18 protein-coding genes are annotated in these 19,558 nt (G+C 63.2%); 10 read left to right on the top strand and 8 right to left on the bottom strand.

Features of this window, described 5'->3' with window-relative positions; genetic code table 11:
* Window positions 1-39 precede the first annotated feature (39 nt).
* The 3 genes from VNT00_RS07815 to VNT00_RS07805 are packed head-to-tail and all read right to left on the bottom strand — an operon-like array spanning window position 40 to window position 2,617.
* Window positions 40-828 carry a class II aldolase/adducin family protein gene (locus VNT00_RS07815; protein WP_325586166.1) on the bottom strand — a complete coding sequence of 263 codons (789 nt, stop codon included), beginning with the start codon at window positions 826-828 and terminating at the stop codon, window positions 40-42.
* Window positions 825-1,868, bottom strand: coding sequence for a ketopantoate reductase family protein (locus VNT00_RS07810; protein WP_325586164.1), 1,044 nt, complete (start codon window positions 1,866-1,868; stop codon window positions 825-827). The genes VNT00_RS07815 and VNT00_RS07810 overlap by 4 nt, the downstream gene beginning before the upstream one ends.
* Window positions 1,865-2,617 (bottom strand): GntR family transcriptional regulator, encoded by a 753-nt coding sequence (locus tag VNT00_RS07805; RefSeq protein ID WP_325586162.1) that lies wholly within the window; start codon window positions 2,615-2,617, stop codon window positions 1,865-1,867. The genes VNT00_RS07810 and VNT00_RS07805 overlap by 4 nt, the downstream gene beginning before the upstream one ends.
* 331 nt (window positions 2,618-2,948) lie before the next feature.
* On the opposite strand from VNT00_RS07805, the gene VNT00_RS07800 reads away from it, so the two are divergent.
* The 8 genes from VNT00_RS07800 to VNT00_RS07765 all read left to right on the top strand — a co-directional run bounded on the left by VNT00_RS07800 (window position 2,949) and on the right by VNT00_RS07765 (window position 12,958).
* Entirely contained in the window at window positions 2,949-3,686 is a 738-nt protein-coding gene (locus VNT00_RS07800; protein ID WP_325586160.1) for an HpcH/HpaI aldolase family protein, read from the top strand.
* A 14-nt stretch (window positions 3,687-3,700) separates the two neighbouring features.
* Window positions 3,701-5,116, top strand: coding sequence for an FAD-binding oxidoreductase (locus VNT00_RS07795; RefSeq protein ID WP_325586158.1), 1,416 nt, complete (start codon window positions 3,701-3,703; stop codon window positions 5,114-5,116).
* A 348-nt stretch (window positions 5,117-5,464) separates the two neighbouring features.
* The gene (locus VNT00_RS07790; RefSeq protein ID WP_325586156.1) at window positions 5,465-6,121 is read left to right on the top strand and encodes an EthD family reductase; all 657 of its coding nucleotides are present in this window, start codon (window positions 5,465-5,467) and stop codon (window positions 6,119-6,121) included.
* 76 nt (window positions 6,122-6,197) lie between these two features.
* Window positions 6,198-7,292, top strand: coding sequence for an LLM class flavin-dependent oxidoreductase (locus VNT00_RS07785; protein ID WP_325586154.1), 1,095 nt, complete (start codon window positions 6,198-6,200; stop codon window positions 7,290-7,292).
* A 256-nt stretch (window positions 7,293-7,548) separates the two neighbouring features.
* Window positions 7,549-9,099, top strand: a complete 1,551-nt coding sequence (locus tag VNT00_RS07780) for an ABC transporter substrate-binding protein (RefSeq protein ID WP_325586152.1) — start codon at window positions 7,549-7,551, stop codon at window positions 9,097-9,099.
* Between the two features lie 78 nt (window positions 9,100-9,177).
* Window positions 9,178-10,194, top strand: coding sequence for an ABC transporter permease (locus VNT00_RS07775; protein ID WP_325586150.1), 1,017 nt, complete (start codon window positions 9,178-9,180; stop codon window positions 10,192-10,194).
* Window positions 10,194-11,102 carry an ABC transporter permease gene (locus tag VNT00_RS07770; RefSeq protein WP_325586148.1) on the top strand — a complete coding sequence of 303 codons (909 nt, stop codon included), beginning with the start codon at window positions 10,194-10,196 and terminating at the stop codon, window positions 11,100-11,102. The genes VNT00_RS07775 and VNT00_RS07770 overlap by 1 nt, the downstream gene beginning before the upstream one ends.
* Window positions 11,099-12,958 (top strand): ABC transporter ATP-binding protein, encoded by a 1,860-nt coding sequence (locus VNT00_RS07765; protein WP_325586147.1) that lies wholly within the window; start codon window positions 11,099-11,101, stop codon window positions 12,956-12,958. Before VNT00_RS07770 ends, VNT00_RS07765 begins: the two co-directional genes overlap by 4 nt.
* A gap of 54 nt (window positions 12,959-13,012) precedes the next feature.
* On the opposite strand, the gene VNT00_RS07760 is transcribed toward VNT00_RS07765, so the two are convergent.
* The 4 genes from VNT00_RS07760 to VNT00_RS07745 all read right to left on the bottom strand — a co-directional run bounded on the left by VNT00_RS07760 (window position 13,013) and on the right by VNT00_RS07745 (window position 16,966).
* A complete protein-coding gene (locus tag VNT00_RS07760; protein ID WP_325586146.1) occupies window positions 13,013-13,708 on the bottom strand; it encodes a GntR family transcriptional regulator in 696 nt (231 codons plus the stop codon).
* 149 nt (window positions 13,709-13,857) lie between these two features.
* Entirely contained in the window at window positions 13,858-15,021 is a 1,164-nt protein-coding gene (locus tag VNT00_RS07755; protein WP_325586144.1) for an FAD-dependent oxidoreductase, read from the bottom strand.
* 115 nt (window positions 15,022-15,136) lie between these two features.
* Entirely contained in the window at window positions 15,137-16,141 is a 1,005-nt protein-coding gene (locus VNT00_RS07750) for an aromatic ring-hydroxylating dioxygenase subunit alpha (RefSeq protein WP_325586142.1), read from the bottom strand.
* Between the two features lie 99 nt (window positions 16,142-16,240).
* On the bottom strand, window positions 16,241-16,966 hold the full coding sequence (locus tag VNT00_RS07745; RefSeq protein WP_325586140.1) for a TetR/AcrR family transcriptional regulator: 726 nt from the start codon (window positions 16,964-16,966) through the stop codon (window positions 16,241-16,243).
* A 245-nt stretch (window positions 16,967-17,211) separates the two neighbouring features.
* Between VNT00_RS07745 and VNT00_RS07740 the strand changes: the two genes are divergently transcribed.
* Window positions 17,212-18,213 carry an ABC transporter substrate-binding protein gene (locus tag VNT00_RS07740; RefSeq protein ID WP_325586138.1) on the top strand — a complete coding sequence of 334 codons (1,002 nt, stop codon included), beginning with the start codon at window positions 17,212-17,214 and terminating at the stop codon, window positions 18,211-18,213.
* A gap of 232 nt (window positions 18,214-18,445) precedes the next feature.
* On the top strand, window positions 18,446-18,754 hold the full coding sequence (locus tag VNT00_RS07735; RefSeq protein WP_325586136.1) for a high-potential iron-sulfur protein: 309 nt from the start codon (window positions 18,446-18,448) through the stop codon (window positions 18,752-18,754).
* Between the two features lie 90 nt (window positions 18,755-18,844).
* Here VNT00_RS07735 and VNT00_RS07730 read toward each other — a convergent pair whose 3' ends face one another.
* On the bottom strand, window positions 18,845-19,546 hold the full coding sequence (locus VNT00_RS07730; protein WP_325586134.1) for a GntR family transcriptional regulator: 702 nt from the start codon (window positions 19,544-19,546) through the stop codon (window positions 18,845-18,847).
* Window positions 19,547-19,558: the final 12 nt, after the last annotated feature.

Below are 19,558 nucleotides of genomic sequence, written 5' to 3'. Positions count from 1 at the left end.
CATCCGGCGCGCCGCAATGCAGCGTGCCGCCTTTGCCGCTTACCAGCTTGGGCCGCGCTCCGCGTGCATCTTGCGCACCAGGCCCGCAAAGAACCTGTCGGCGAACGAGCTGTCGCGGATCAGCATGGTGGTTTGCTCGGTGCACTTTTGCTTGACCGCATCGGGCAGCGGCGTGTTGGCGCCCGGCACCGCCGCCGCGGCGCATTGCACCTCGGCCGCCCTTTGCACCGTCCAGAGCAGGAAAATGGCTTTGGCGATGCTGCCTTCGGCAACGGCAATGCCGTGGTTGCGCAGCACCAGAATATGCTTGTCGCCAAGGCTGGCCACCATGCGCGGCTTTTCGTCGTCGTACAGCGTAATGCCTTCGAAGGTGTGGTAGCCCACCCGGCCGAACAACTGGGCGCCATAGAAATTGTTGTAGTCGAAGCCGTCCTGCTTCATGGCCACGGCCGAGATGGGCGTGGTGTGGGTGTGGATGATGCAGCGGATGTCGTCGCGAGCTTCGTGCAGAGCGCCGTGCAGGGCGAAGCCGGCCGGGTTGCCTTCATAGGGCGAGGGCTCCACCTTGTTGCCTTCCAGGTCCACCTTGAGCAGGTTGGCGGGCGTGACTTCGGTGTAGTGCAGGCCGAATGGGTTGACCAAGTACTGGTGGGTCGGTCCCGGCAGGCGCGCCGAAATATGGTTGAAAATGCCTTCCGTCCAGCCGAAGTAATCAATAAGGTGATAACACTCGGCCAGCTCGCAGCGCAGCGCCCATTCTTCCTCGCTGCAGTGCGAGGGGCGAAGTACGGGGGTGCGTACGGCTTCTGGGGTGGCTAATGCGTTCATTTGTCTGCTCCGTGTGGTGGTTGTGCGGCACGTGCTGTCTTGTCGCGATAGTGGACCAGCGCAAGAATGTCTTGCGTGACTGGCATGGGGATTTCCTGCAGGCGGGCCAGTTCGAGCACCGCGTCGCCAATGGCGGCGAGCTCCAGGGGATGCCCAAGGGTGGCGTCCTGCAGCATGGAGGTGCGTATGGGCCCCATGCCGGCGGCCTGTTCGATGATGGCAGCCGGGTCGAACTCCATTCGAGCGCCGTAGGCGGCGGAAAGCGCCATGGCTTCATTCAGTTGCTTGCGCACGATGGGCAGCAGGCAAGGGTCGCTGAACAGCGCCTCCAGGGTGGCCCCCGAAAGCACCGACAGCGGGTTGGAAACCAGATTGGCGATGATTTTGGTCCAAAGCGGGTCGCGTATGCGCGGGCTGATGCGGGCCGGCAGGCCGGCGGCATTGAGCATGGCGGCAATGCGCTGCAGCCTGGGCGTCTCGGTGTGGTCCAGCTCGCCCAGGATCAGCAGCATGGGGTTGCGCGACACCACCGCGCCCGGTGCCGAGCGTTCGGCGGCAATGAAGACGACGGCGCCGATGACCTGCTCCGAAGGAATGGCCCGCAGCAGCGCGCCTTCGGGATCCACCGATTCGATGGCGCGTCCGGCCAGGCGCCCGGGCACTCCCTGGAAATACCACCAGGGCACGCCGTTGATGAGCGGGACGATGCAGGTATGGGGGCCTACCATGGGTTTGATGGCGGGCAGTATTTGCGCCAGGTCGTGGGCCTTGGTGCACAGGAACAGGACGTCCTGCTCGCCCAGCTCGCGGCCGTCGGCCGCGGCGTGGACGGGGGCGTGGATGGTGTCTTCGGCCCGCGCAAGCTGTATGCCGCGGTTCTGCACTGCCTGCAAGGTGGCGCCGCGTGCCAGCAGATGCACGGTTTCGCCCGCATGAGCCAATGTGGCCGCCAGCGTACAGCCTATGGCGCCCGCCCCCGCAACGCCGATGCGCAGGGACGTGGTGGAGTCGTGTTGCGGGGTTGCTGTGGTGTTCTTCATGCGGTTGCGGTGACGCCCGGCCGTGGGCGTTGTTCGTGATCGGAGTGGGCGTTTGGCGGTGTTTGCGCGGGCTTGGGGTCGGAAGGCGCCGAGTACCGGGCGGCAATGAAGGCCTCTTGCGAACTGATGATGAAGCGCTCCATGCGCTCCTGGGTTCCGAGCACGTCGCGGCGCTGGAACAAAGGCAGCAGTTCGGTCAGCCCGTTCAGGGCGATCTGGCGGGTGGCAGCCACTTGCAGTGTGTCGAAGCGCACGGTCTGGACGTGGTCGGCGAAGCGCTTGATGATGGCGGCCAGTCGCCTGTTGGCGACGGCCTGGAGCCAGCCCAGCCGGAAATCGGAATTGGCCACGATGAACTGCTCGGCATTGCCTTCGTGGTGGGACGTTTCGGCCAGACTGACGGCAGCGGCCAGTTGTTCCAGTTGCTCGTCCTGGATGTCGCGGGCGGCCATGGCGGCGGCGCGCGGCTCGAGCAGCTTGCGGATGTCGAAGATCTCGTTCATGTCCTCGAAGGTAAGGGTGGGCAGCATGAAGCCGCGCGTCGTACCTACTAGATAGCCTTCGTGCGTCAATTGCAGCAGGGCCTCGCGCACGGGCATGCGCGAGATGCCCAGGTCCGCAGCGATTTCCAGATCCAGCAGCCGGTCGGCCGGCTTGATGTCGCCCCTCTGCAGGCGTTCGCGCAGGGCGTCGTAGACCTGGAGCCGCAGGCTTTGAGTTCGGATGGGGCGGTTGTTGATGGGGGACATGAATAAATGAACGCTGGAAAAGCGAGGCCAAGACAGTATTCTTGAAATATACAATATATTATTTTTGATGAATAGCAAGTAATGGCTCTGCCGTTTATTGCTATTTAAGATGAAGATAAGGGTAAATACCAGTATTTCATACGCGGAAATTGATATTTTCCAGGATTTTATGGATTGACAGCCAGTTTTTGTGGCAATAGCATTATTCTGAATTCAGTTTTTTGGAAAGCACCGCGGCATGCGAGCGCCACGGCCCGGCGCGTGCGGCATTCGGCCAGGGGCGGGGTGGTTCTTGCCAATCTTGTTCCCGGGTCAACAGTACGGAAAGCAGATGCTCTTCATCCCATTTAAACCTTTGCTCGCGGGCGGGGATCCGGTCGATCTGATCTGGCTGGCGCTGGGCAGCGCGGCACTGGCCGAATTTGCCGCCCATGCCCGCCCCGGCGCAATTGTGCTCGACCTTCAGCATGGCTTGTGGGACCGTCATAGCCTGGAAGCCGCGGTGGGAATGGCGGGGCGGCATGTGCCCGTCATTGCGCGCTGTGCCGCCAATACGCCGCACCATATAGGCCAGGCGCTGGATTCCGGCGCCTCGTCCGTGCTTGTCCCCTTGGTCGAGACCGCCGACGAGGCGCTCCGCGCCGTGATGGCCGGCCGCTATCCGCCGGCGGGGGTTCGCTCGGCGGGCGGGGTGCGCCCTTTGCTGGCAGGCATCGAGGCCATGCTGGAAGCGGGGGGACACGTGGCGGTGGGTGTCATGATCGAGACAGTGCAAGGCGTGGAGAATATCGAAGCCATTGCGGCGGTGCCCGGAATCGATTATTTGTTCATCGGAACAGGCGATCTGGCCCTGTCGCGCGGCACGAACGACCCGGAGGTGCTCGAGCGCGATTGCCGGCGCGTTTTCGAGGCAGCGCAACAGCGGGGCATGCCCTGCGGAATCTACACCGGCACGATGGGAGCGGCGCGGGACGCCTTCGGCAAGGGCTATAAGCTGGCGGTTTGCGCCAGCGACGCCGACGTAGCCAAGGCCGGTTTCATGCAGGCGACACAGGGAGTCCGCGCATGAGGCCGCAGCCGCTCATGCCGAACGAAGCCGTATTGCAAAGCCTTCGGGACGTCCTGGGGGCGGATGGCGTGTTGGCCGGCGACGATCTTGCGCAGCGCCGCCATGCGGACTGGAGCGGCCTGCCCGCGGCGGCGCCTCTGGCGTTGCTGCGTCCCCGCAGCACTCAACAGGTGTCGCAGGCACTGGCTGTCTGCCATCGCTACCGCCAGCCGGTGGTGGTGCAGGGCGGCCTCAGCGGTCTTGCCGGCGGGGCCTGCACGCAAGAGGGCGATGTCGCCCTGAGCCTGGAAAGAATGAACGCCATCGAAGAGGTCGATGAGGCCTCCGGAACCATGACGGTTCAGGCCGGCGTGACGCTGCAGGCGGTTCAGGAACGGGCCCAGGACCTGGGCCTGATGTTCGCGCTGGATCTCGGAGCGCGAGGGTCTTGCACCATAGGCGGCAATCTGGGCACCAACGCCGGCGGCAATCGCGTCATCAAGTACGGCATGGCGCGCGAACAGGTTCTGGATCTGGAAGCGGTGCTGGCCGACGGCCGCGTCGTCGGCGGCTTGCGCAAGATGGTCAAGAACAACACCGGGCTCGATCTGAAAAACCTGCTCATCGGCAGCGAGGGAACGCTGGGGGTGATCACCCGCGCGGTGTTGCGCCTGCGCGCCCTGCCCGGCGCGGCGGCGACCGCCTTCTGCGGCCTGGCCGGCTACGACTCGGTTACTGCGCTGTTGCGGCGCGCCCAGCAATGCCTGCCCGGCGGGGTGTCGGCGTTCGAAGTCATGTGGCCGGGCTACTACGACTACGTGATGGCCAAGGTGCCTAGCGTCAAGCCGCCGCTGGCCGGCCCCCACCGTTATTACGTGCTGCTGGAAAGCACGGGGGGCGGGCGCCGGCACCAGGAAGATTTCGAGCAATTGCTGGAGGACTGCCTGGCGCAGGGCATTATTGAGGATGCCGCCGTGGCGGCAACGGCCCGCGATGCGCTGGCGTTCTGGGGCGTGCGCGATGCGCCGGCCGAGTTTCCGCGCTTGATGCCCGGGCTGATCGCCTTCGACGTCAGCTTTTCGATCCGCGACATAGGCGTTGCGGCCCAGACTTGCGCCGACCGCCTGCGCGCCAACTGGCCGGCCAGTACGGCGCTGGTGTACGGGCATCTAGGTGATGGCAACCTGCACCTTATCGTCGACGTGCCGGGCGCAACGGATGCCGTCGCGGCCCAGGTCGAGGCAATGGTTTACGGGCTGGTCGGCGAGTACGGCGGCTCGGTTTCAGCCGAGCACGGCATAGGCCTGAAGAAACGGCAGGAGCTGGGGCGCACGCGCAGCCGTGCCGACCTGGACGCCATGGGCGCCATCAAGCAGGCCCTGGATCCGCGCAATATCCTGAACCGGGGCAAACTATTCCCGGATGAAGTCATTGGAACCTCTTTTTACTGAATTCTGTTTTTTTGGCGGATTCCTGAATGAAGCCATTAGGGCCGGTTCAAGACCCAACCCTTCGCGGCTCCTTAATAAGTGTTAACAGGCCCTAGGGTAAACGGCAGGATGGAAGCAGTATTTTGATAAACAAAGAGAATCTGGTTTTTGCTGCTGCATGGGAAAACATCTGGATTGACGCATCAATAAGTGAAACATAAACTGAATTCAGTAAATGAAAGCAGTTTATGCCTTGCATCGTCGGCCCGGCGCCGACAAGGGGAAGACGTGATTTCGCTGTTCATAACGTATAGGTTGAAGAGCCGTCTCGATGGCTTTTTGGCGCTGCCGCCCGACTGGGGCCGGAGCTTGCCGCAAGTCCAAGGCCTGCGCAAAGTCCTGCTGCATCAACCCGGGCGGGTCGACGATCCCTTCCTGAGCCACGAGCCGGAGCCGCCGGCCGAGTACGTGCTGCAGTTCTACTTCGACGGCCTGTTCAGCCTGGAGGCAGCGTGCGCGCGGCAGGCCGGACTGTCCGGCTTGCTGGCGGGCCTGGAGGCTTCATTGGGCCCCGTGCAGGCCAAAAGCCAGCAGGCCATGGTGGTCCGCGCCGTGCCCGTTGCCGGCCAGGCGCCGGCTGCCGGGGGCGGGGCGGACTCGGCGGTTTGCACGTATCTGGTCGCCTATTACGGATCGGGGCAGGATCATGACCAGTGGCTGTCCGAATACATGGCCGGGCATGTTCCCCTTATGGGCCGCATGCCCGGCGTGCGCCAGGTCGAGATCTACACGCGGCTGGACTGGCTTAGCGGGCTGGATCTGCCCAAGGGGGCCGCCATCCAGCGCAACAAGGTCGTGTTCGACAGCGTGGCCGACCTGCAGGCGGCGCTGCAGTCTCCCATACGCGCCGAGATGCGGGCCGACTACCTTTCCCTGCCGCAAATCGGCCAGACCAATACCCACGAGGCCATGCGCACCGATTGCGTGTTCGGCGGCGCCGGCCCGCTTGCGGGCAAGCCTGGCTGAAACTGGCCGAGCACGGTATTTGTCTTGTGCGGCTGGATACGATGTTTTTCAATTCGAGGATGCGGCGATGAGTTCCATGAATCCAATGTTGAAACCAGATACCTTCAAGCTGGGAATCTTTTCGTCCAACGCCGACGGAGGGTCGGCGCTGACCAAGGTGCCCGAACGCTGGAAGGCGGGCTGGGACGATATTCTGGACGCCGCGCAGATCGCGGATCGGGCCGGGATTGACTTCGTTCTTCCGATTGCGCGCTGGAAGGGGTTCGGGGGCGAGACCAAGGCGCGCGAGCATTCTTTCGAAACCTTCACGTTCGCGGCGGGCCTGGCCGCCGCCACCAGCCGGATCGCCTTGTTCATGACCGTGCACGTGCCGCTGGTGCACCCGCTGTACGCGGCCAAGGCCCTGGCCACCGTGGATCACATCAGCCATGGCCGGGCGGGGCTGAATATTGTGTGCGGCTGGAACCCGGACGAGTTCGCCATGTTCGGCGGCAAGCTGGTCGAGCGCCCTTACGACCAGGCCGCCGAGTGGGCCGATATCTTGTTCAAGCTGTACAACGCCGACGCCCCGCTGGATTTCGAAGGCCAGTACTACACCCTGCACCATGCCGTGACCAGCCCCTCGTCGGTGCAGCGGCCCAGGCCGGTGACCATGAATGCGGCGTTCGGCCCCCCGGGCCGCGACTTCGCCGCGCGCCATTGCGATTTCCTGTTCACGACGTTCACCGACATCGAGGCGGGCAAGGCCCAGATCGCCGACATGCAGCAGCGGGCAACGCTTGCGGGGCGCGAAATGGGGGTTTATACCGTGGCCCACGTGGTGTGCCGCGAAACCGAGAAGGAAGCGCGGGACTACTACCAATACTATTCGGTCGAGCAAGAGGATACCGGCGCCGTCGACTACATGATGCGCCAGAAGCAGGCCTTCAGCCGCAGCCACGACGAAATCGCCTACCGCAAGTACCGGCAGCGCTTTGCCGCGGGCACGGGCACTTACCCCTTGGTGGGCACGCCCGAGCAGATCGCCGGAGAACTGGTGCGCATGCGCCAGGCGGGGTTCGAGGGCAGCGCCCTGACGTTCGTGAACTACAGCCAGGAACTGCCCTTCTTTTGCGAACGCGTGCTGCCCTTGCTGGAGCAGGCCGGCATACGCGCCGGCGTACCGGCCTGAGGAGGGGATTTTTTTGCCGCCGGGCCGCCCCAAGGCAAAAAACGCCCCCTTGGGGGGCAGCAAGCAGGCAACTGCCTGCGCAGCGTGGGGGCATCTTTTGCCGCCGGGCCGCCCCAAGGCAAAATTCTTTGGTATATCGACAGGGTGGTTTTCGTTCTATAAAGTAGTTGAAAAAAGATTGTTCTTCCCAACCGCTTTCCAAACAGGGCGATGCCTCGCTCCGTCCGGGAAACACCATTGAGTCATGGAGGGTTGTATGCAAGACAAAATCAAGGCCGGCCGCCGGTCTTTCCTGGCCGGAGGGGCCGCCGCGTTGGCCGCCTCCATGCTGCCGATGCGCGAACTGCTGGCCCAGGGCGCGGATCAGGACACACTGATCATTTCGTATCCCAACGACGTGCCTTCCTGGGATCCCACTGCGCTTACCCTGCCCAGCGCCCAGTCCATCTACGCCACCGTGTTCGACACGCCGCTGCGCTATTCGCCGGATCTCAAGCTCGAGCCCATGCAGATCTCCAAATGGGAATGGCAGGACAGCACCAAGCAGCGCCTGGCCATTACCCTGCACGAGGGCATCACGTTCCACGATGGCAGCAAACTGACCATGGACGATGTCAAGTGGAGCCTGCTCGAGCATCCGGCCCAGGACGCCAAGCTGGCCATCCGCGGCATGTTTCCCACCCTGAAGGACGTCGAGATCAGCTCGCCCACCCAGGCGGTGCTGGTGTACAGCAAGCCCACGCCCACCGCGCCGATCTTCCTGGGCTTTCTGGCCGCGTTCATCCTGCCCAGCCAGTACATCAAAAAGGTGGGCATGGACGGCTTTCTGGCCAAGCCTATAGGCGCCGGGCCGTACCGCATCGTCCAGTACCAGCGCGGCTCGCGCCTGGTGCTCGAGGCCTACGACGGCTATTGGGGAAAAAAGCCCGCCATCAAGAACGTGGTCTTTTTGTTTACCCCCGAAGCGTCGTCGCGGGTTGCCCTGGTCGAGTCCAAGCGCGCCACGCTGGCCACCGGCCTGCCCATACGCGAAGCGCAAAGGCTGGGCAAGACGCCCGGCATCACCAGCGAAATCTACCCCATCTCCACCATGTACATGGTCAAGGTGCCCAGTTACGTCAAGCCGTTCGAGAACGACAATGTGCGCAAGGCCCTGCACCTGGCCATCGATAAAAGCGCATTGTCCAGGGCGCTGTACGCCGGCAAGGCGGTGCCGCTGTCCGTGGTCGCCATCAAGAATTCGCCCGCCCACGTCGACGACTATGTTTTCCCGTACAACCAGAAATTGGCCATGCAGTTGCTGGAAAAAGAAGGGTACAGCCTCAAGAACCCGGTGAAGATCACCCTGTTCACCACCAACGGCACCTTCCCCAACGACTACGACATGGCGCGCGTGCTGGCTTCCATGTGGAAGAAGGTGGGCATCGACGCCGCGGTCGAGGTCACCACGGCGGCCAAGGCCATGGAGCAAAGCCACAATCAAAAAATGACGGGCCTCATGCTGTACAACTGGGCCAATGCCACCGGCGATCCCGACAATGGCGCCGGGCGCATTTTGGATCCGCGTCTGCGCTTTTCGATGTGGCGCGATGCTTCGCTGGGGCCGCGCATCGACCACCTTTTCAGCGAGGTGGACGAGGCCAAGCGTATCGCCGGCTATCGCGAACTGCTCAAAGAGGCATCCGAGAAGTCCTGGGTCATCCCGCTGCTGCAAGGGGTGGACACCCTGGCCCATGATTCGCGCTGCAACGTGCCTTTGCAGGGCAATGGCTATATTTCTCCCAGGCTGTATTCATGGAAGAAGTAGTCCAGCGGCTTTCCCGCCGGTGTGTCGAGCACCGGCGCCGCCCCGATTTTCCTCGCAAGTTCTGACGGGTGCCAAGGCATGCTTCGAACGCCACTGACCGTATTGCTGCAGCGCCTGCTGGCGGGAATTCCCATTCTTGTATTGCTGTCGCTGGTGGTCTTCGTCGTATTGCGGGCCTTGCCCTCCGACCCGTTGGGCATGATGCTTCCGCCCTCGGCCACAAGGGCGGAAGCCCAGGCTCTAAGCGCGGCGCTTGGGCTCGACAAGCCGCTGTACGTGCAGTTCTACATCTGGCTCGAAAAAGCCCTTGGCGGCGACCTTGGGCATTCCTTCCTGTATCAACAATCGGTGGTGCTGCTGATTGCCAAAGCCCTGCCGGTAACGCTGGAACTGGTGCTGGTGGCGCTGTGCATCGCGCTGGTCATCAGTTTTCCGTTGGCGCTGTTTGCGTATTCCCTGTACGGCAAGCGCTGGGGGGTGGTGCCCGATACGATCGTGGTCGTCATGCAATCCATTCCGGCCTTTCTATGGGGGCTGCTGTTCATTGCCTTGTTCGGCGTGTTCTTTCCTGTTCTGCCGTTCAGCGGGCAAATCGGTCCCGACTACCATTTGCCCACGATAACCGGCTTCATGTTGCTGGACACTCTGTTGCTGCACAACGGCCCGGCGTTCCGGGATGCGCTGGCGCACATGGTGCTGCCGGCCTGTGCCCTGGCCCTGGGTTTTTGCCCTTTGGTGGTGCGGGTGCTGCGCTCTTGCCTGATCGAAGCCTCCCGGGAGCCCTATGTCATGGTGGCCAGGCTGCGCGGCGTTCCTGCCAGGAGGATCCTGCTGCGGTATATCCAGAAAAACGCGCTGCTGCCCACCATTACCATGATAGGCGTGCAGTTCGGCTTCTTGTTCGGCTCGGCGCTGCTGATCGAAATCATATTTTCGTTTCCAGGCATAGGCAGCCTGATGGTCAGCGCCGTCAAAAGCAACGATCTGCCGCTCATCCAGGGCGTCACCATTGTGTTCGGGGTGCTGATGGTGCTGATCAACGCCGTGGTGGACACCTTGTATGTCGTGCTGAATCCGCTATTGAGGGACCATTGATGGAGCAGGGTGTCGCCGGGCCGCAGGGCCTTCCCAGAAAGAACGCCGTGTTGCGGGCATTGCAGAGCCTGTCGCCCAAAGCCTGGGTGGGCCTGTGCCTCGTGCTGTTCGCCGTGTTCGTGGCGTGCGCCGCTCCCTGGCTGGCGCCGCACAAGCCCGATGCGCAAGACCTTCTGAACATGCTGCTGCCGCCCATGTGGAGCGCCAACGGCAATCTCGACTTCCCGTTGGGCACCGACGGCCTTGGGCAGTGCATTTTGTCGCGGGCCATCTATGGCACTCGGGTCGCCATCGTGGTGGCGGTGTCGGCCGCCACCGGCGCCATGCTGCTGGGTGTCGTCATGGCGATGCTGGCCGGGTATTTCGGCGGCTGGGTGGATCGCATCATCGGCTATGTGGTCGATTTGTGGATGTCGTTCCCGCCCGTGGTGCTGTCCCTGGTGCTGATGGTGGGCCTCGGCACCGGGGTCGTCAATGTCATTCTGGCCATCGTGCTGGTCGATTGGACGCGCTTTTGCCGCGTGGTGCGCTCGGACGTCATCGTGGTCCGGAGACGCCAGTACGTGGCGGCCGCACGCCTTCTGGGCTTCGGACACTGGAAGACCATGTGGCGGGAAATCCTGCCGGCGGTGGGGCCGCTGATCATCACGCTGTTCACGCTGGAAATGGGCGTGGCCGTGATCGTCGAGGCCATCCTGAGCTTTGTGGGTTTATCCGTGTCGGCCGGAACGGTGGCCTGGGGGGTGATGATCGCCGACTCCAGGGACTACCTGCACGAGGCGCCGTGGGGCATGCTGACGCCGGTGTTCTGCATATTCCTGCTGGTGCTGGGCTGCAACGCATTGGGCGACGGCCTGCGCGAGTCGCTGGACCCGGCATTGCGTGAACGCGAGAAGGAACAAGGATGATCCGTTTCGAACACGTCTCGTTGTCGGCGCGGCGGGCCTCCGGCCAGGTCGATTTGCTGCGCGATATTTCGTTTACGGTTCCGCAAGGCAGGATCCTCGGCCTGGTCGGCGAGTCGGGCGCGGGCAAAAGCATGGTGGGCCGCCTTATCGCCGGCCTGCTGCCCGAAGGGTTCCGCATTACGCAAGGGCATATTTTCTTGGGCGATACCGAGCTCACCGGCATGCCGCCCGCCCAGCGCGCCGCCTTGCTGGGCAGAAAGCTGGTGTTCATTCCCCAGGAGCCCCTGACCGCCTTGAATCCGCTGATGACCATCGGCGAGTCCTTTGCCGAACAGCTGGAAATCATCGGCATGGCCAGGCCCCGCCGGCATGCCGAAATGCTGCGCCGTCTGGAGGAAATGGAGTTGCCCCAGCCTGCCGAAATCCTCCAGCGCTATCCGCATCAGTTGTCGGGGGGCCAGTGCCAGCGGGTGTTGATTGCGATGGCGTTTGCCGCCGAGCCCGCCCTGATCGTGGCCGACGAACCCACGACGGCGCTGGACGTCGTGACCCAGGCCAATGTGATGCGCATATTGGCGCGCCGGCAGAAGGCCAACGGCACCTCGATCATCCTGATTACCCACGACCTGGTCATGGCGTCGCACGTGTGCGACGAGATGGTGGTGCTGTACGCCGGCGAGGTCGTGGAAAGCGGCGATGCCCGCACGATACTGGCCCAGCCCCTGCATCCGTATACGCAATCGTTAAGCGGCTCCACGCCCAAGCTGGCCGGAGAAGCCAAACGCCTGCCGACCTTGGAAGGATTCATGCCGGGGCTGGGCGACCTGGCCGTCATTGCCGGGTGCCGCTTCCAGGAACGCTGCGGCATCGGTGATGCGCGTTGCGGCCAGAGGCGCATCGAGCTGCAGCAAATGGATGGGGGCCGCGCCGTGCGCTGCCTGAAGGTCGGCGTGCCGCTCGGCGATGCGGCGGGGTCCGTTGCCGCCGACACGCAGGGCCATGGTGAACAGCGCGCCGGCCAGGCCGATGACTCCCCGTTGCTTCGCGTGCGTAACCTGTCCTTGACTTATCGATCCAGCGGCGGCCTCTTCTCCTGGGGAAGCCGCGCCAACAAGGCGCTGGACGATGTCTCGTTCGAGGTGTACCGGGGCGAATGCGTGGGCATCGTGGGAGAGAGCGGCAGCGGCAAGAGCTCCATCGCGCGGTCGATTGTCGGCATGCACGGCGAGTGCGAGGGCGCCATCGACGTGGACGGCATTTCCGTCATCGGTGCCCGGGGCGAAGCGCTCGAGCAATTGCGCCGGACGGTGCAAATCATCTTCCAGGATCCGCATTCCGCGCTCAATCCCAGGCGGTCGGTATTCCGGCTGCTTACGCAAGGCTTCGAGGCGCTGCCCCCCAGGGCCCGCCACGAAATGGCCGCGCAACTGGAAGGCAAGGTAGCGGAGCTGATGGGCGACATCCGCCTGCCGCCAAGCATGCTGGGGCGCTATCCCTCTGAAATGTCGGGCGGGCAGAAGCAGCGCGTCAATATCGGCCGAGGGGTGTTTCTGGCGCCCAAACTGCTGGTGGCCGACGAAATCGTTTCCGGCCTGGACATGTCGGTGCAGGCCCAGATACTCAATCTGCTCAAGGAATTGGCCGCCCGATACGGCATTGCGGTGGTGCTTATTTCGCACGACCTGGCTGTGGTGCGGTATTTATGCCAGCGGGTGGTGGTCATGTACGAAGGCCGGGCGGTCGAGCAAGGCCCGGTGGACGAGGTGTTCCTGCGGCCGCGGCACGAGTATACGCGCCGCCTGCTTGCCGCGGTGCCCAGCGGGGATCCCGGCAAGCCGTGGCCCGTGGCCGTTTAGGGGCTGTCGATACATATTGATGGTGGCGTGACTTTCTCGATGCGCGCCGTGTTCTCAGGTGGCCCGCGCGGCCGCCTGCGCCAGCAGTATGTATTGCTGCTGGGCGTGCTGCACGAATGCCAGCATGGCGCTGTGCACGCTGTCGCCGTTTCTTTCCACGAAGCCGTCCAGAATGCGTTTCAGGCCTTCTACGACCAGGGTCTGCGTGGCCGGATCGAACAGCGTGGCCGAGCGCACCAGCTGCGCGTGATCGGCGAAGCGCTGGATGGTTTCCCGCAGGCGCTTGTTCTGCACGGCGCCGATCCATATGGAGCGGAAGGCGATGTTGGCGTCCGTCATCATTTGCGAGTCGTGCTTTTCGGCGGCGCGCCGCGCCTGGTGATAGGCAAGGGTCAGCGCCATGTGCTGGTCGTTGTCGAGCAGGCCGATGACGCTGGACGCCGCGTGGGGCTCCAGCAGCCGCCGCATTTCGAAGACTTCGTAGATGTCTTCGGTGGTCAGCGTGGGCAGGACGAAGCCGCGCGTCGTGCCCAGCAGATAGCCTTCGCTGGCCAGGCGAAGCAGGGCTTGCCGCACGGGCATGCGGGTGCAGTTGTATTCCTGCGCGATCTCGTAATCCAGTATCCGGTCGTCGGCGCCGATTTCGCCGCGCTGCAGCCGGTTGCGCACTTCGTGGAAGATGGTCTCGCTGAGCGTGTAGGCTTTCAGCGGGGTGCGGCGCGGCTGCTTGGAAGAAGGGTTTCGCTTCATTGCGGGACGATGGACGCAGTACAAATAGTTAACTGGACAGCAACCAGTTTAACTGACTGGAATATGCGATGAGTCGCATGAGCCCCGATTCGCTGTGGCAGATATCCCCGTTCCTCCGTCCATGGGCGTCAGCCCGCCGGCCCATGCATTCAGCCGCGCAGGCTCTCCAGCTTGCGGTAGAAGTCGTCGACGTGTTTTTGCGAGTTCTCGCGCATGGCCTGGTTGCGGGCCGCCGCGCCATCGGGGTGCTCGCGGGCGCCCGCCTCGCCCACCTGCCGCGATGCGTCCTGCACGAACCGGCACATGGGCATGCGGCGTTCGCCGAACTGGCGCAGGGTGTCGTGCAGCTTGCCCGGCGCGGAAAGCATGCGGGCCAGGACGACGGCGTCCTCGATGGCCATGGCGCCGCCCTGGCCCATGAAAGGGGTGGAGGCGTGCGCCGAATCGCCGATCAGCAGGACCCGTTCTTTATGCCAAGGCAGCGGCGCGGCGACTTCGTCGACCGCGGTGTACAGGATCTCGGAGTCGTGCGAAAGCTGGTCCAGGAACTGACGCACGGGCGCGCCGAACTCGGCGAACTTGGCTCGCATGAGCTCGGGCCATTGTTCCGGCGGATACCAGGCGTCCTCGGGTTCGGCAATGGTGCCGAAGATGTACAGCTTGTCGTGGCTGATCGGCATGATGCCCAGGCGCTTGCGCGTGCCCATCATCATGATCTTCACGTCCAGGTCTTGCGGCCGGTCGTGCACGCTGCGCCAGATTCCGAAGCCGGTCTTGCGCGGCGCAATGCCGGGATAGATGAAGCCGCGCACCTGCGAGCGCACGCCGTCGGCGCCCAGGATCAGGTCGTACTCGCCGGCCGTGCCGTCGGAAAGCACAGCACGGGCGGCCGCGGTTTGCGATCCCGGATCCAGGCTGGCCAGCGTCGTGCCGAGGCGTATGGCAACCTGCTGTTGCTGCAGGCGTCCGGCCAGGATGCGATGCATCTCGGCGCGCTTGATGCCCACGATGGGCGGCACGCCCGCGCTGATCGATGGGTAGTAGACGTCGACGATGGGCTCGCCTTTATGGTCGAAGTATTCGTTCTTGCCGTCCTTGACGGCAAAGCCCGACTCCAGTATCTGCTCCAGCACGCCCACGTCGCGCAGGGCCGCCAGGCCGTTGCTGTAGACGAAGATGCCCGAACTCTGGAAGCGCCATTCTTCCTGTTTTTCGATCAGGGTTACGTTGATGCCCAGGTTGGCCAGGGTTATGGCGGTGGAGCATCCGGCGATGCCGGCGCCGACGATCAGGACGGAACGGATTTGAGACATGGTGGCTGTTTGGCGTTGGTGGTCGATGGCTTGCGGGCGTTGCGGCGGAGCGGCTTTTGCCTCGGCCGGGCCGTTTTTCCGGTAAGCGCTGGAAAGGCGGCCTGGCGGGCGGGTATCAGGCGGTGCGCTGCGCCTCGGCTTTTTCAAGGCGCTCCAGGATGCGGTGCGAAGCGTTGACGGCCTTGTCGGCCTTCAGGGCCATGTCGGGCGCGCCGTTGGTCCATTGTTTCATGTTTTGCTGCGCTTCGGCGATTTCCAGGTCTTCGTTATGGACGCGGCGCGCATCGGCGTCCAGCTTGCTTGTAAGCTCTGCGTCGTCGATGCGGAAATTGCGCGACATGGCCACGTAATAGTGGTGTGTGGTGCCGGTTTCGGGGGTGATGAGGTGGTCGGCGCGCAAGTCCACCTGGTCGTGGGCGTTTTCGTTGCGAGCCAGGATGTTGATGGTGCATGGCGGGTGCCATTCGGCCAGCTGCGTGCGGTCGATGGGCTCGGCCAGTTCGCGCCAGGCTTTGTGGGCGGGCGCCTGGATGGTGTTCTTGAACACGCGCCGCGTGCTGACGTAGTTGTCCTGCACTGTGACCTCCAGCGGGTCGTTGTCCAGGCGCTTGGAGTCGAAGCCGATGGAGTTGGCATGCAGGAACGCCACATGCGAAAGATCCAGCAGGTTGTCGTTCATGAGCAGATGAGAGCCCTTGACGTGGAAATACTGGATGATTTCGGTGTTCCAGCCTTTGTCTTCGCGCCACGGCATGGCGGGCGGTTCGGCATCCAGAGCCAGCTCGGGATCGCCGGGCCATATCCATACGAAGCCGTAGCGTTCGCATGTGGGATAGCTCTTGATGTGGGCTTTGGGGGGAATGACGTCTTGCGAAGGAATATGCACGCAATGCCCGCCCGCGTCGAACTCCATGCCGTGGTAGGCGCAGCGCAGCACGCCGCCGTGCACGCTTCCCATGGAAAGCGGCGCCTGCCGGTGCGGACACACATTGCGCAGGATCGAGGCCGTTCCATCTTGTTGCCGGAATATGACGACCGGCTCGTTGCAGATGATGCGCCCCAGCGGCTGGGCAGCCAGCATTTCGCTGGTACAGGCGGCATACCAATAGTTCTTCAGCATGATGTTCAGTGTCCCGGCCGGATGGCTAAAATTAATTCACGATAGAATGAATTATTGCCGATTCGAGAGCCGGATGTCAATGCATGGCGACGCGCAGGATCAGTCTTGCGGAGGCTCGCCGCGTTTTTCCTTGCGTGCCGCGGGCTTGCGTGCGGTGGGAGCGGGGGCAGGGGTTTCGAGCAGGCCGTGCAGAAGCAGGTCGCTGAGAAAATGTATGTAGCGGGCCTTCAGGTCTTCCATGTCGGCATCCGCCCCGAACAGCTCCTGCAGCAGGGGCTTGGCGGGCACGAAGAATTCGGTCAGGCCGATGATGGCGACGTGCAGGAAGCGCGGATCCACGGGGCGCGCGGGCGCGCCGGAACTGTCGTGCAGCATGGCGATGGTAAGCCGCATGCCCCGGCTGGTGATACGGCTTAGCAGTTGCTCTTTGGCGGCCACGCCCGTCTGGCCATAGACCTTGTCCAGAACCAGGCGGTGGAAGTGCGGATTGGCCTGGATGAGGGCGATCATGCTGCTTAGCCTGTCAGTCAGTTTTTCGGCCAGAGGGGCGTTGCTTTCTATCTTGGAGCGGGCCGCCTCCTGGCCTTGTTCCACCAGCACCTGCACCGCGTTTTGCAGAAGGCCGTTCTTGTCGCCGAAATAATAGCGAATAAGGGCGGGATGCACGCCGGCGCGCGCTGCAACTCCGGCAAGCGTCAGGGCTTCGGGCGAGGTGCTGCGAAGTTCTTCTATGGTGGCTTGCAGCAGGGCTTCCCGGCCGACACCATCCACGGCATCAGGGCGGCCCTTGGCTCGCGGCCTGGTTTTCTTGGCGGTGGCGTTCATGATGCGTTCATAAGCTTGTGTGGGGCAGGATCCGGGGGTGGCCAGGCCGGCATGCCGTTTGCGCGGCGCGCTGGAGCTACTACTGATTACTACTGATAGACCTTTACGATTTTATACATTTATAATTCGCTTTCAAGTGAATTATGGGTGAGAGTTCACCCGGTATGGATGCACACCCGACTGTCCCGGGTTTTCCTGTGGCAGGCGGTCGGCATTTTTCTATAACTATCGAGAGGAAGACTTTCATGTTCGACGCAATCAAGGCAGTTCAAAAGGGGGCGGGCGCCGCGGCGCTGGGCCTGGCCATGGCGTTGCCGGCAGGCGCGGCCAATGCGCAGGACAAGCCGCTTACCGAAATTACGTATCTGCTGCCAGCGCCGGCGCAGGCCATTGCATTCGCGCCCTTCATGCTGGCGCAAAGCAAGCATCTGTACGAAAAGGAAGGGCTTTCGGTTAGGTTCGTAACCGTCAAGGGCGGCGCCGACGTGGGCAAGCAACTGGGCGCGGGCAATGGGCAGTTGGGCGGCGCCTTGGGCGATACCCCCATCATCCTTCGCCAGAACGGCATCCCCGTCAAAGGCGTCGCGCTGCTTGGCGGCCATGCCCTGCACCAGCTCATGACCCGCGAAGACCGCCATATCGACAAACCTGCCGACCTGAAGGGCAAAACGCTTACCGTCATGGCGTACCAGGACACATCCTTCTATGCCACGCTGGCCATTCTGGCCAAGGGCGGCCTTACTCAGAACGACGTGCATGTCCAGGCCGCCGGCCCCACCGGCATCTGGCAGCAGGTCGCGCTGGGCAAGGCCGACGGCCTGGTGGGTGCGCCTGAAATGGGGGCCTTTGCCGAAGAGGCTGGCGCCAAGCTCAAGTGGGAATCCACCGGCGACTTCTTCCCCGGCATGGCGCAGGCCATCATGGCTTCCGACGACTACATCAAGAGCCACCCCGAGGTGATCCGCAAATTCGTGAGCGCCACGCTCAAGTCGCTGGCCCAGGTGCAGGCAAACCCCGACGAAGCCGCGGCCGAATATATCAAGGCGGTGCCCTCCTACAAAGGGCGCGAAGCGCTCGTCAAGCAGGTCATGGAGTACTACGCGAAAAACGTGTATCCGGGCCAGAAGGTGCTGGGCGAATTCAACGCCGACAGGGTCAACGCCCTGCAGGACTTCTACCTGCATAACAACATCATCCGCAACAAGCTCAAGGCCAGCGACGTATTCACCAACGAGTTCGTGCAATAGGCTGTGCCGGCCTGCTTTATGCCGCAATGTGCAGTACCATGTTTTTCTAGGCGGGTCCTAGCCTGGCCGGGGCGGCAGTCTCCGGCAGGGCAAAGCTGCCCCTGAAAACGACGGTTGGCGCCATCTGCGCTATTTTCCTTACGTGTACCTGGCTTCGACCGCCATATCGAGGACTGCATTGGGCAGTCCTGGTTTGTCCGGCGTGAAGCCGGCATTACGTTAAGGAGTCATCATGAAATCGTCTCGACGCACGTTCTTGTTAACCAGCCTGGGCGCTGCTTCTTCGCTTGCTCTTGCGCGGCAGGGCTTTGCGCAAGCGGCCAAGCTCGATGAGAACGATCCCGCGGCCAAGGCACTGGGCTATACCCACGATGCCACGACGGTCGACAAGGCCAAATACACAAAATACGCGGCGGGCGAGCACTGCGGCAATTGCCAGTTCTACCAGGGCGGTACGGCCGATTGGGGCCCCTGTCCGCTGTTCGCGGGCAAAGAGGTCTCGATACATGGCTGGTGCAACGGCTATGTGAAGAAGGCCTAGGGCCTTGCGGCCGGCCTGGACGATCGGCGTGAACCGGCAGGCTTGCGGGCCGGAGCCCGCGGCGGCCGAGAGGCCGGGCGCCGGAGCCGGCTACTGCAGGGTTGCGGCCTGGCGTTCGAGCGCCTGGCGAACATTGCCCTGGGTCTGCTCGATATGCTGGCGCAGCATGGCCGTGGCCTTGGCCTTGTCGCCGCTTAGCACGGCCTTCATCAGCAGTTGATGTTCGTTGTTTTTATTGCGGGCAACCTGCCGGTGCTGCGCGGAGAACCGGCGGTAGCGTTCGGCCCGGTCGAACAGCGAATTGATGAAGCCCAGCAGCAAGGGTGAAGGACAGGCCGAGAACAAGGCAAAATGGAAGGCCTTGTGCCGGCTGGACCAATCGTCGTCCAGCGCCACGGGACCGGTTTCAAGGCGTTTTTCGGCGGCGCTGAGCCGATGGAAGGACGCCAGTATGTCGCCTTCCCAGGTGTCGTCGCCATAGGTCATGGCGTCGGACAGCGCTTCGCATTCAAGCAGGATGCGCAGGCGCGAAATCTCCTGGAAGTCTTCGACGGAGATGGGAGCGACCCGGAAGCCTTTGTTGTCGCTGGCCGTGACGATGCCGTCCTGGGCCAGCCGGTTCAGCGCTTCGCGTATGGGCGAGCTGCTGAGTCCGTAGGATTTGGACAGGGTTTCCACCTTGAGCTTGGCGCCCGGTTCGAGTTCGCCGCAGATAATGGCGCGTTTCATGCGGGTGAGGGCGACTTCGATCAAGGGCGCACCTGACGCCGGTTCGGCCAGGAAGTTATCCATCGCTGAAGTCCT

This window comes from Eoetvoesiella sp., assembly GCF_035555955.1.
GTDB lineage: Bacteria > Pseudomonadota > Gammaproteobacteria > Burkholderiales > Burkholderiaceae_B > Eoetvoesia.
Note: the sequence above shows the minus strand (reverse complement) of the source record. Positions and strands in the feature narration are given on the sequence as shown.

Excerpts from the sequence above, each read along its gene's own strand:
- VNT00_RS07745 (WP_325586140.1), bottom strand. The coding sequence starts at position 16,966 with ATGAACGCCACCGCCAAGAAAACCAGGCCGCGAGCCAAGGGCCGCCCT.
- VNT00_RS07740 (WP_325586138.1), top strand. The coding sequence starts at position 17,212 with ATGTTCGACGCAATCAAGGCAGTTCAAAAGGGGGCGGGCGCCGCGGCG.
- VNT00_RS07770 (WP_325586148.1), top strand. The coding sequence starts at position 10,194 with ATGGAGCAGGGTGTCGCCGGGCCGCAGGGCCTTCCCAGAAAGAACGCC.
- VNT00_RS07730 (WP_325586134.1), bottom strand. The coding sequence starts at position 19,546 with ATGGATAACTTCCTGGCCGAACCGGCGTCAGGTGCGCCCTTGATCGAA.
- VNT00_RS07755 (WP_325586144.1), bottom strand. The coding sequence starts at position 15,021 with ATGTCTCAAATCCGTTCCGTCCTGATCGTCGGCGCCGGCATCGCCGGA.
- VNT00_RS07750 (WP_325586142.1), bottom strand. The coding sequence starts at position 16,141 with ATGCTGAAGAACTATTGGTATGCCGCCTGTACCAGCGAAATGCTGGCT.
- VNT00_RS07735 (WP_325586136.1), top strand. The coding sequence starts at position 18,446 with ATGAAATCGTCTCGACGCACGTTCTTGTTAACCAGCCTGGGCGCTGCT.
- VNT00_RS07780 (WP_325586152.1), top strand. The coding sequence starts at position 7,549 with ATGCAAGACAAAATCAAGGCCGGCCGCCGGTCTTTCCTGGCCGGAGGG.
- VNT00_RS07815 (WP_325586166.1), bottom strand. The coding sequence starts at position 828 with ATGAACGCATTAGCCACCCCAGAAGCCGTACGCACCCCCGTACTTCGC.
- VNT00_RS07775 (WP_325586150.1), top strand. The coding sequence starts at position 9,178 with ATGCTTCGAACGCCACTGACCGTATTGCTGCAGCGCCTGCTGGCGGGA.
- VNT00_RS07760 (WP_325586146.1), bottom strand. The coding sequence starts at position 13,708 with ATGAAGCGAAACCCTTCTTCCAAGCAGCCGCGCCGCACCCCGCTGAAA.
- VNT00_RS07805 (WP_325586162.1), bottom strand. The coding sequence starts at position 2,617 with ATGTCCCCCATCAACAACCGCCCCATCCGAACTCAAAGCCTGCGGCTC.
- VNT00_RS07810 (WP_325586164.1), bottom strand. The coding sequence starts at position 1,868 with ATGAAGAACACCACAGCAACCCCGCAACACGACTCCACCACGTCCCTG.
- VNT00_RS07800 (WP_325586160.1), top strand. The coding sequence starts at position 2,949 with ATGCTCTTCATCCCATTTAAACCTTTGCTCGCGGGCGGGGATCCGGTC.
- VNT00_RS07765 (WP_325586147.1), top strand. The coding sequence starts at position 11,099 with ATGATCCGTTTCGAACACGTCTCGTTGTCGGCGCGGCGGGCCTCCGGC.
- VNT00_RS07785 (WP_325586154.1), top strand. The coding sequence starts at position 6,198 with ATGAATCCAATGTTGAAACCAGATACCTTCAAGCTGGGAATCTTTTCG.
- VNT00_RS07795 (WP_325586158.1), top strand. The coding sequence starts at position 3,701 with ATGCCGAACGAAGCCGTATTGCAAAGCCTTCGGGACGTCCTGGGGGCG.